The organism is Saccharomonospora cyanea NA-134 (genome assembly GCF_000244975.1).
Taxonomy (GTDB): domain Bacteria; phylum Actinomycetota; class Actinomycetes; order Mycobacteriales; family Pseudonocardiaceae; genus Saccharomonospora; species Saccharomonospora cyanea.
Genome location: NZ_CM001440.1, coordinates 4,843,836 through 4,855,418, shown reverse-complemented (window position 1 = coordinate 4,855,418; position 11,583 = coordinate 4,843,836). Strand labels below are relative to the sequence as shown.

6 protein-coding genes are annotated in these 11,583 nt (G+C 67.6%); 4 read left to right on the top strand and 2 right to left on the bottom strand.

What is annotated here, in order from left to right; translation table 11 throughout:
- Nucleotides 1-58: 58 nt before the first annotated feature.
- The 4 genes from SACCYDRAFT_RS22650 (at nt 59) to SACCYDRAFT_RS22640 (ending at nt 10,072) form a co-directional block, all read left to right on the top strand.
- Complete coding sequence (locus tag SACCYDRAFT_RS22650; protein ID WP_198284957.1) at nt 59-868, top strand: hypothetical protein; 810 nt, start codon at nt 59-61, stop codon at nt 866-868.
- Nucleotides 869-962: 94 nt separating this feature from the next.
- A complete protein-coding gene (locus SACCYDRAFT_RS26520) occupies nt 963-1,478 on the top strand; it encodes a hypothetical protein (protein ID WP_157606554.1) in 516 nt (171 codons plus the stop codon).
- Nucleotides 1,479-1,679: 201 nt separating this feature from the next.
- Nucleotides 1,680-7,898 carry a DEAD/DEAH box helicase gene (locus SACCYDRAFT_RS22645; RefSeq protein ID WP_005459748.1) on the top strand — a complete coding sequence of 2,073 codons (6,219 nt, stop codon included), beginning with the start codon at nt 1,680-1,682 and terminating at the stop codon, nt 7,896-7,898.
- The gene (locus SACCYDRAFT_RS22640) at nt 7,898-10,072 is read left to right on the top strand and encodes a UvrD-helicase domain-containing protein (RefSeq protein WP_005459747.1); all 2,175 of its coding nucleotides are present in this window, start codon (nt 7,898-7,900) and stop codon (nt 10,070-10,072) included. The genes SACCYDRAFT_RS22645 and SACCYDRAFT_RS22640 overlap by 1 nt, the downstream gene beginning before the upstream one ends.
- Nucleotides 10,073-10,286: 214 nt before the next feature.
- Here SACCYDRAFT_RS22640 and SACCYDRAFT_RS26515 read toward each other — a convergent pair whose 3' ends face one another.
- Together SACCYDRAFT_RS26515 and SACCYDRAFT_RS26510 are read right to left on the bottom strand one after the other, a co-directional pair.
- Nucleotides 10,287-10,751, bottom strand: coding sequence for an HNH endonuclease (locus SACCYDRAFT_RS26515; protein ID WP_198284956.1), 465 nt, complete (start codon nt 10,749-10,751; stop codon nt 10,287-10,289).
- Nucleotides 10,752-11,126: 375 nt separating this feature from the next.
- A complete protein-coding gene (locus tag SACCYDRAFT_RS26510) occupies nt 11,127-11,333 on the bottom strand; it encodes a hypothetical protein (protein WP_157606552.1) in 207 nt (68 codons plus the stop codon).
- Nucleotides 11,334-11,583: the final 250 nt, after the last annotated feature.

The window sequence follows — 11,583 nt, the reverse complement described above, 5'->3', positions numbered from 1 at the left end:
ACCGCGACTTGAAAAGACTTCGATGATGCATACAGAGATCTGCACGGTAACACCTGAGATGGCCGAGAAATGGCTGGCGGAGAAGAACACGAACAACCGCCCTTTGAGCAGCCAGACGGTGACGTCCCTCGCGCGTGCCATCGAGCGTGGCGAGTGGCAGTTGACCCACCAGGGGATCGCCTTCGACGAGGACGGCTTACTGGTCGACGGTCAGCACCGGCTGGCCGCGATCAAGAAGGCGGGAGTACCTGTTCGGATCTCTGTGACACACGGGGTTCCCCGGTCGGCGTTCGCGGTGATGGACACGGGACGAAAGCGGACCGGACGGGATGCTCTCTCCTTGGCCGGGGAGTCCAACGGAACCCACCTGGCCGCTGCGTTGCGTGGTCTCCACCTGTACCTCACCCAACCCGACAGCGGCTGGTCAGGCGGCACGAGCCAGGTGACACACCTGCAACTGCTGAGTTTGCTCGAAGAGCACCCTGGAATGCGCACCGCCATCACCCAAGGGCTCCAGATCAGCCGTGCCATCAAGATCACAGTGACCGCTGCCTCCATCGGCTGGTACGTCACGCGGAGGGAGAGGCCCGAGGTCGACCAGACACCGTGGCGCGAAGGCTTGATCACCGGCGCGGGGTTGCAGGTCGGCGATCCGCGTCTGACGTTGCGTAACACAATGCTGGATCTCGCGGCGGGAAAGCGGCACCGCAAAAGTGACGACTCACGGGAGCACCTTCTCTACTATCTCAAGGCGTGGAACGCGTGGGTGGAAGGTCGTCAGATGAAACTGTTGCGGCGGTCCCCCAAGGAGGCCATGCCCAAAGTAAGTAAGAAGGGCGGAAACGAGCCCAACGCGCTGCACCTGTAAGCCCCACTTTCCAGACCCCACCGCGCCCGCACATTTCACCAGCCGATACGGGGCCAGACCCGGTCGGATGCCGTGCTGACCGGTGAGTCCGTCGATGCGACTGAAACATGAATACCTGGCGAACCGACGACCGGTTATGGCATCCGAACACCCCAAGCGAGCCGAGGTCAGACGCCGAGCACGCGACATCGCCGATCCCATGGTCGTTCATCTTCGTCGCCGCTCGAAGGCGGTCACGGCCGAAGTCGAGACGTTCATGGTCGAACAGCGCCGACAGCCTCCTGGAGGGCTTCTCCGTGAGCGCGGAGAAGCCCTCCAGGAGACGCTCCGTGCGCTGGTGGCCGACATCGAAGCGCATCTTCGGTACCTCGAAGATCCGGACGATCCCGCCGTCACCAAATGCCACAACATGCGTGCTCACGCGACGGCGTGCCTCAACCGTGTCCGGAAGGTAATGCGCCGATCTACGAACGCACGCCGGGAGCCCCAGCCCGATACCCCGGCTGCACGAGCTCGGGAAGCCGCGGAACTGGACCGGAGGACCAGCGAGGAGAGTTCGAGCGTCCACACGATCACAGGCGGGTTGCCCGGGCTGGGCAAACGTCACTGAGTTGCTTGCCTGAGCGAAGCCCGCCCGCCACGGCTACGTGCCGGCCGGGGTCCTGCCTTCGGTGACCTTGGCCGCCTCCCGGTTGCCCACCACCCGGGCCACGGCACAGCGGCGAATCGGTAACGTCCATTAACGGAACCCGGCTCGGGAGCGACGTACCACGCAGAGTGATCACACGGCCAGGCCCGGAAGGAAGTGCCGATGTACCCGTCGTTGCTGGAGGAGGAGACCAAACACGCGGTCACGGAGTACCTGTCCACCACCTTCGCCCTGGCCGACGACGACGCCCGCGCGGCGTTGGAATCGTTCCTCATGGCCCCGGACACCGGTATCTTCCGCGGCCCGTACCTGCGGGTGCGGACCCCCTTTCATCCGGTGAGCCGCAGATGGCGCTCCCCGCTGGACTGGTTGCCGGAGGGGTTCACGCCCTACCAGCACCAGGCGAAGGCGTTCGAGCGCCTTTCCACGCGCGAGGGCGCCGCCGAACCGACCATCGTTACCACGGGCACGGGCTCGGGCAAGACCGAATCGTTCCTCTACCCGGTGCTCGACCACGCCGTGCGCGCACGGGCCCGCGGTGAGAAGGGGATCAAGGCGCTCCTGCTGTACCCGATGAACGCGCTCGTCAGCGACCAGGCCCGCCGCATCGCGGAGCTGCTGCACGACGATCCCCGGCTCAAGGACGTCACCGCGGGCGTGTACATCGGCGGGGAGGGCAAGCACACACAGCCGTCCCGTGAGCACCTCGTGGACAGCCGGAGGGCGCTGCGGGAGGACCCTCCGGACATCCTGCTGACCAACTACAAGATGCTCGACCTGTTGCTGCTGCGACCGGCGGACGCGCCACTGTGGGAGCAGTCGGCCACGAGCCTGCGCTACCTGGTTCTCGACGAGTTCCACACCTACGACGGCGCGCAGGGCACCGACGTCGCCATGCTGCTGCGTCGCCTCGGCGCGACACTCAGGGTCGCCGAACCCGGCCGCCCGCTCGGCCGGATCACCCCCGTCGCCACCTCCGCCACTCTCGGTGGCGCCACCCGCTCGGACGAATTGCGGAACTTCGCCGAGACCGTCTTCGGCACGCCGTTCGAGCCGGACGCCGTCATCACCGAGAACCGCCTGGACGCCGCCGACGTGGTGCCGGACGTCGACTTCAGCCTGCCCATCCCCGACGTGATGTCGGTCAACCTGCTTCCCCAACCCGACGCGACCCGCCCCGACTCCTGGCAGGCCCTTGCCCATGTGTTCCTCGGGGGAGCCATCCCCGACCGGCTCGCGCTCGGGAGACGGCTCAGCCGCAGCTTCCTCACCCGGGCCGTGGTGCAGGCGCTCGCGGGCGAGCCGCTGACACTGCCCGAAGCCGTGGACGCGGTCACCAACTCGGGCGTCCTGCAGTGGGGCGTCGCCAGACAGCAGGACCCGGAAGGAGTCGAGAACGCACTCCTGCGTTTCCTGGCGCTGCTGTCCGCGGCCCGGCTCGACGGGGGCCGAGGCCGCACCCGGCCGCTGGTCAATCTCGAAGTTCAGCTCTGGATCCGCGAACTCACGCGGATGCTGCGCGCCGTCAAGCCAGAACCGCAGTTCGGCTGGTGGCACGACGGGCCCACCGACCACGACGTGCGCTACCTGCCCGCCGCCTACTGCCGCGTGTGCGGCCGGTCGGGATGGCAGACGGTGGCCACCGAACTCGGGGAGGAGCTGGAAGGCTCCCCTGAGAAGGTGTGGCGCACGAGCGTGACCGAACGTCGGAAGCTGCGCACGCTCCTGCTCGCCCGCGACGACGAGCCCGGTGCCCGGCGCATCGATCTCGAGACACTCGGGTACTGCCGCGACGGCGAGCCGGGGCTGCCCGTGCTCGTGACCCCCGACGGGGACGCCGCAGCCGCGCAACGGTGCCCGTCCTGTGACTCCGACGATGCCATCCGGTTCCTCGGTTCGTCGGTGGCGACCCTGGTCAGCGTGGCGCTCACCCAGTTGTTCGGCTCCAACCTCGTCAGCGACGGGGAGAAGAAGACCCTCGTCTTCACCGACTCGGTCCAGGACGCCGCGCACCGTGCGGCCTTCATCGAGGGCAGGGCGTTCCAGTTCAACCTGCGCTCAGCGCTGCTGCGCGCCGTCGGCGGAGAGCCGCGCAGCCTGCAGGACGTGACCGCCTCCCTAGCTGCGAGTCCCATCCCGGATCTCTACGCCATCGCCCCGCCGGACTTCGCGCGCAGGCTCGGCTTCGAAGGCGAATGGCTCGATCACGACAGTGGCGGGCGCAGGCGGCGACTACTCGGAACCCGGTTGGCCTTCCAGGCGCACCTCGAAGTCGGACTACGCTCGCGGCTCGGCCGGACGCTGGAACTCACTGGCGCGCTCGGGGTCGACTACGACGTGGACCTCGACCGGTACGCGGCACTCGCCCGCGACGTCCACGAGAACCTGCCCGAACGCGGCATGACCCTGCCCGACCGGGCGGCGTACGAGGTCTTGCTGCTGGGCCTGCTCGACCGGCTGCGCAGGCGCGGCGGCATCGCGCACCGGTGGCTCGACACGTATGTGCAGCGCGACGGCAACCGGTGGCCGATCTGGGGCGGGAGCCCCGCGGGGATGCAGAAGTTCCCCCGTGGGCGGCCCGCCCCCGTCTTCTACAGCACGTCGGGCAGGGGAGAGTTCGACAGCCTCCGCCCGCGCGGCGAGTCGTGGCTGGTCGACTGGACGGAACGGTGCCTCGGCGTCGGCAGGGCCGAGGCCCGCGCCCTCGTCGAACCGGTTGTCCGGCTGCTGGCCGAGGGGGAGGCCCCGCCGTTGCTGCGCCGCACGTCCCAGTCGGACGCCGCGGTGTTCGGGCTCGACCCCGCCCGGATCGTCCTGCTCCCGCTGGGCGACCACGAGCTGGAACGTGCGCACTTGAGGTGCCCGAAATGCCACCACATCCAGCCTGTCGCGCCAGGGCGGGCCGACCACTGGACGTCCGCGCCGTGTCCCCGGATGCGTTGCACCGGACGGCTGGAACCCCACCGCGTGCGGGACGACAACTTCTACCGCAGGCTCTACCGTTCCGGGCGCCTGCGGCACCTCGTCAGCCACGAGCACACGGCGCTGCTGGACGACGACACCCGCCTCGCGGTCGAACGCCGGTTCTCCAGCGGTTCCTCACCGACCGACCCGAACGTGCTCACGTGCACGCCGACGTTGGAGCTGGGTATCGACATCGGTGACCTGTCGACCGTCGGGCTCGCCTCCCTGCCGCCCACCCCCGCGAACTATCTCCAACGCGTCGGGCGGGCAGGCCGGTCCACCGGCAACGCGCTGGTGCTCGCGACAGTGCCGAGCAATCCTCGGGAGCTGTATTACCTGTCGGAGCCGAAACACCTCATCGACGGCGAGGTCGTGCCGCCCGCCGCGTACCTGTCGGCCACCGAGTTGCTGTGCAGGCAGTACCTGGCTTACTGCCTCGACAGGGTCGCGTCGGGGGACATCCGGCTCGACCGCGAGATGCCCCGCCTGCTCGGCGCGCTGCTCGACAACGGACTGGCGGAGGGAAGCTGGCTGCGGCAGTTCGTCGACACGGTGATCCCGGAAGCCGACTCCCTGGCAGGGCAGTTCCTCGCACTCTACGGCGACGCCGTGGACGAGGACGTCCACAAGGCGGTGCGCGCCTTCGCCGCGAAGGGTCTGCGCGACAGGCTCGCCCGCGCGGTCTCCCGGTGGGCCGAGCAGCGCAGCGAACTGAAACACCGGCTGGGCGAGCTGGCTCAGGCGATCGCCGACCTCGACGCGCAGGGGCACCTGGACGACACCCAGGCCGAGGACCGCCGCCGCTGGTCCGGCGAGTCCAGAGCACTCAACCAGATGCTGCGTGACACGTGGAACCGCAACGCTCTGACAGGACTCGGTGAGCTGTCCCTGCTCCCGAGCTACAACCTGCGCGACGACCACACCGAACTCGACGTCTCGTTGTGGTGGACCACCGACGACGAGGGCGACAGGAAGCTCCACACCAGCGAACACAGCTACGGGCGTGGCAGCCGTACCGCCCTCACGGAGTTCGCGCCGGGCGCGGTGTTCTACGCCCAGGGATACCGGGTGGAGATCGATGCTCTGGAGCTCGGTCCGTCCGGCAGGCCGCATTGGCGGCACATGCGGTTGTGCCCGGACTGTGGCTGGGGAACCGAGACCGTCGAGCCAGCACCCGGCTCGTGTCCCCGCTGCCGGGGGACCGGGGTCGCCGACGCCGGTGCCGTGCACAAGGTACTCGAACTACGGAAGGTCTCCGCTGTCCACCGCCGTGACGAGGCGTTGATCGAGGACGAGAGCGAGGACCGGACCCGGACCCGGTTCACCACGGTCACCGGTGTGGACGTGGATTCCGAGCAGATCCAGCGCGCGTGGCGGCTCAGGGGCCACGCCTTCGGCGCCGAGTACGTCCGCAGGGCGACCGTTCGCACGGTCAACCTCGGCCGTGCCGACCGCCCCGGACCCGACACCTCCGTCGCCGGGACTCACACGTCGGCACCGCGGTTCCCGAGTTGCGCGTACTGCGGGGTCGTCCGGCAGGGAGCCGAGGACAAGGTGCGGCATCGCGGATGGTGTTCGACACGGCGGGGAACCCCACCACGCTGGGTGGATCTCCTGCTCTCGCACGAGATCACCACCCAGGCCGTGCGGCTGCTGCTTCCCGTGTCCACCTTCCACGTCAACCTTCGGCTCACCTCGTTGAAGACTGCTCTCCTTCTCGGGCTGCACCGGGACTTCGGTGGTGCGCCCCAGCACCTCGACATCGTCACCGCCCGCATGCCCGACGAACACCGGCGGGTCAGGCAGTTCCTGGTACTGCACGACACGGTCCCCGGCGGCACCGGCTACCTCGACCGCTTCGGGGATCCCGAGCGGATGCACCGCATCCTGCGGCAGGCCCACGACGTGCTCAGCGCCTGCCAATGCCAGTTCGAAGGTCGCGCCGCCTGTCACCGCTGCCTGCTCGGTGTGGCCGAGCCGGGCGAGGTGGAGCACGCCAATCGGCGCGTGGCCCTGGAGCTGCTCGCCGATCTCCTCGGCAACTGGTCCGTGGAGGACATCCCGACCGTCGCCGACATCGACATCTCCTCCCTCCAGCTTTCCGAGCTGGAACTCCGGTTCCGTGAGGTGCTCAAAGGCGCGGTGAGCCGGGGCGAGGGGCAGTCCTGGACGGGTTCGACAGGCCAGAGAGGCGAAGAACTCGACATCCGCCTGCTCAACCCGGACCAGGAGCCGCGCCGTTGGACCGTGCGTCCCCTGGTCCGGGTCACGGCAGGCGGGGTTACGACGGAACCCGACTTCCTGTTCACGCGGCAGGATGCCCAGGACTCACCCGTCGCGGTCTACCTCGACGGGCGGGCTTACCACGCCTCGGTCGAGAACGACCGCACCTCGGACGACGCCGCCAAGCGGGCCGCCCTGCGCGACGAGGGGTACCGCGTGTGGTCCCTGACCTTCCAGGACGTCGACGACTTCGCACGGATGCTCGACGGCTACGACAGCGACCTACCGACCCTGGTCGACAGCAAGGTCGTCAACGTCGCCCGAGCCGCAGTCGGCGACAGACGTGCCTCGTTGCTCTGGGGAAACCCGATGCGGGCTCTGCTGGAGTACCTTCGCGACCCTGCCGAGCCGGTATGGGAACAGACGGCGGTACAGACCTGTATCGCTCTCATGGCTTCGGAGAACCACCGCAGGCATCCGCCGACGCAGGTGGCCCCGGAGAGCCTGCCTCGGACATTGCTGGACTGGGCCCGGGACGGGAGACCCGACGGACGTGGTGGTCCGATCGTGCTCGCCTCCTGTGCTGGTACCTCGGGGCTTCCCATCGCGGTCGTCGGCAGCTCGCAAGGAGCCGGAACCGACACCGTCGGGGCGGTGACCGTGCTGGACGACCGGCCCAGCGAGGTGGGCGGCCGGTCCCACGAACAGCAGTGGCGGGACTGGCTCAGGTGGTCGAACGTGCTCCAGTTCCTTCCCCTTCCCAGACACGCACATGCCATGCCGATGCGGATGGCGGAGTGCTGGACCTGGCGCTCACTCGACGTCTTCGCCGGCCGGTCACTGCCCCTGGCTCAGCCACCGGCCACGGAGAAAGCGACCGTGGATGTCGTGTCTCCCCGCTGGGAACTCGTCATCGAATTCACCCACGACCGGCTCGCTCGGGTCGGAAGGCGGCTGGCCGAGCTGGACATCCCGGATCCCGAGCCCGGTGGTGAGGTCGGTGATCCTCGGGCCCACCTGTGGCCGGTGGAATACTGCTGGCCCGAGCGGAAGTTCGCGACTGTCATCGACGTCTGTGACGAGAGAGACGAATGGCTACGCCGTCATGGCTGGCAGTCCTGGCTGCTCGATGAAGGCGACGACGAGGAGGATCTGGTGCGCAAGATCGCGGCGGCGTTCGGGAAGCAGGTCTGATGAGTACTCGCGTGGTGGTGTCGGACCTGTTCGGCAAGAGCTACTCCGCACTGGACGGGTCGGTGAAGAACCGAGTCCTCGACTTCGTGGTCAAACTGCAGGAGAGACCCGACCTGACCGGGCTCGATCTCAAAACCCCCGAAGGCGTCACCGATCCGCGAATCAAGACAGCGCGGGTGACCGATTTCTGGCGCGCGGTTCTCATCGAACTTCCCCGGGCCGGGGGATACGTGCTCGTGGCGGTGAAGCCGCACGACGATGCCTACACCTACGCGGCCAAGCTGCGTTTCGGGGTGAACGAGGTGACCGGCGCCCTCGACGTGGTGGACGCCGCGGCCCTCGGCGAGGCGATCACCCGGGCCAGCTCGGTGTCGAGCACGCAACCTCGACGTAGTCCTGTCCTCAACGGTGTCCGGGCACGTGACCTCCGGCGCTTCGGTATCGACAACGACATCGCCGAACGCCTGGTGGCCATCACCGACGAGGACCAGCTCCTCACGGTCGCCGAGGAACTGCCGGGAGTGCAGGGGAACGCGGTCCTGGACCTCGCCGCCGGTCGCGGTGTGGAGGAAGTGTGGGTCGACCTCATCGCCGAGGTCGAACCGGACATCGACACCGGCGACCTGCTGGGGGCGCTCGACCGGCCCCAGTCCAGGCTCGTCCTCACGGACGGCAGCCCGGAGGAACTGCGTGCGGCGCTCGACGCGGACCTCAAGGCCTGGCGGATCTGGCTGCACCCGTTGCAGCGCAGGCTCGCCTACCGTGACGGCTGGAAGGGGCCCTACCGCGTGACCGGGGGAGCAGGCACGGGCAAGACCGTGACCGCCATCCACCGGGCTCGGCACCTCGCACAACGCCTCGACAGGGAGGGCAGTGACGCGAAGGTGTTGTTCACGACCTTCACCCGCAACCTGGCGCAGAACATCGAAGCCCAGCTCACCGAACTGGCGGGACCGGAGCTGCTGCGCCGGGTCGACGTCGTCAACATCGACTCCCTTGCCCAGCGCATCCTCCGCACCGGGGACGGAACCAGGCCGACACCGCGGAGGGACGATGACCCGAGCGTGCTGCAGGCATGGGAGACCGCCCGGGCGGCGGCTTCCGACAAGTGGGACATCTCCTTCCTGCAGAGCGAGTGGAACGAAGTGGTACTCGCCCAAGGAATCGAGGAACGAGCCGAATACCTCACCGCGTCCCGCAGCGGAAGAGGCAGGCGCATCTCCCGGCTTCAACGGGTGGATCTGTGGACGGTGTTCGAACGGTTCACCCAACTCCTCAACGCCCAGAACTTGATCACCTTCACGCAGGTCGCAGCCCGGGCCGCGACCATCGCCGCACAACTGAATCCGCACGACGACCCTGGGCTCGACAGTGGTGTTCGGCGCAGCGCCCTTCCTCGATACCGCCACGCCGTCGTGGACGAAGCGCAGGACCTGCATCCGGCCCACTGGAGACTCATCCGGGCGTTGGTGCCTCATGACAGGGACGACCTGTTCATCGTGGGTGACGCACACCAGCGGATCTACGGCAAGCCGATCGTCCTGTCGCGGTACGGCATCGAAACGAGGGGCCGTTCCCGGCGGCTCACCGTGAACTACCGGACCTCGCGGGAGATCCTTGGTTGGTCGCTGAAGGTTGCCTACGGACACGACGTGGATGACCTTGAGGGCGAAGCCGAATCTCTGGCGGGCGCGCGTTCGGAGTTCGGGGGCCCCGCTCCGGAGGCACGCGGCTTCAACAGCTCGGCGGCGGAACAGGCGGCGTTGGCCGACAAACTCCGGTCATGGCGCCAAGTCGGAGTGACCTGGCCGCAGATGGCAGTCGTCTCGCGGGCGAATCGAGGTGTTGCTGACCTGGTACACACCCTGTCGATGGCCGGGGTGCCCGTCGCTGAGGTAGGCGCAGGAACGGACGAGAACGCTCTTGGTGATGTCGTGCGGGTGATGACCATGCATCGCGCCAAAGGACTCGAATACCGTGCGGTCGCGATCGTGGGCGCCTCTCGGCGCGAACTTCCCCCGCGATTTGTTCGGGATCTCGAGGAGCCGGATCGTGACGCCGCATGGGCGCGGGAACGGGGACTGCTCTACGTGGCTGGTTCTCGCGCTCGTGAGTACCTGTATGTCTCATGGACCGGAGTGCCCTCCGAGTTGCTGGCCGAGGCTGACGGGTGAGTCCCAACACGCCCCGTCCTGGCCTGGAACGCTCTCGTTCACCAACAGAAGCGGTGGCATAGTGGCCCGGAATCGGTGCGTGTCGCTGCAGGCGAGTAGGAGGGCGACACAGGGGCCGCAATCCCCGCAGCGCGGCCCCGGGGGATTCTTCGTTCGTGCTTTGACCATCGGTAGACCTCCCAGGAGGGAGCACCGGTGGAACTGCTGAAGTGATTCATGAAGCGTTGTGGCGGATACGGTCAGCCGACGTACTGCGCAATGCCGCGACCAGTGCAGAGGTGTGGGATGGTTCGAGTCCGTTCTTGCGCTGCCGGAACAACTCCTCCTCGTGCAGTCGGCGTAGTTTCCCGTAGAGAACTCTGCTCAGTGGCGGTAGATCGCTCCAACGCGCGAGAACAGCTTCGTCGCTCAACGATGGATGGCTTGCCAACCAGTCGAAGGCAGCCGTTTCGGAATCCTGCTTCTCCAGAGAGATGAGAGCTTCTCCCATCAGACCCCGCAGAGCTTCGAAGTACCCGCTGACAGGCCAGCGACGGGCGAGGGTGTACCGGTCCTTGAGGTCGTGGCACTCAAGGCACGCCGGTACCACGGCAGTCCCACCCGCCATTTTGGGAATCGGGAAATGGTCGTGCTGGTGGTGATGGCCGTCAACGTGGCGGTCGCAGTAGTAGCAAGTCACGCAGTCGCAGGTCGAACCTCTCGCAAGGAGCCACGCCTCCGATGTGTCCATACCAATCCCTTCGAGCGGATTTTGCGCGGTTGGCTTCTTGACTTCCTGTCGCTGCCGGGGCGTCGATCGCTACATCGGTGAGGCCACGCATTGACCTGCTGCCTCGTTCGGCCGGCCTCGCCGTGCGGAGGATGCTTGTGGTGGCGGTCGACTCACGCCGACGGGTGAACAGGATGCCGCCACAGGGTCAGGGTCAGGACTCTCCGCATTGAGGAACCGCACTGCCAGGGCACAACCGAGCAGCGTCCCGGCACCCACCCACACCCGGGCCCCCTTCGTACCAGGCGAAGTGATCGATTCGGCGGACTTCGGGCAGGGCGGCTCTCACGTCGGCCACTTGGTAGCGAAGTCGTTGCTGTTCCACCTCACCCAACCGTCGGCTCCGAGCTGCTTCGCCAGCGACCGGAACTCGGCGTCCTGTCCTGAGATGAAGCCGGGGAAGCCCAATTTCTCGTTGCCCTCGTGGAAGCCTCCGCCGTGGTTCGGGTCGTACACGTCACAGGCCAACGGTGTGCGGTCAGTGATGTCCAAGTACGGAGGCGAACTGCTCCCGTTACCTGTCGCCCGCGTCACCGAACCGGACCCGGTATCGGATCTCCATGTGGATTAACGGGTAGAGACAGACCACGGTGGCGGTCACACCGAGGATCGCCACCGTGGCGAGACCTCCACGACGGTCCGCCGGGTAGTCGCTTCCACGTCCACCGCCTCCCCGCCCATGCTCGCTGGACGGTTCAGGCTCGCACTTCCACCACGAGCGCGGCAGGGCCGTGGCATGCTC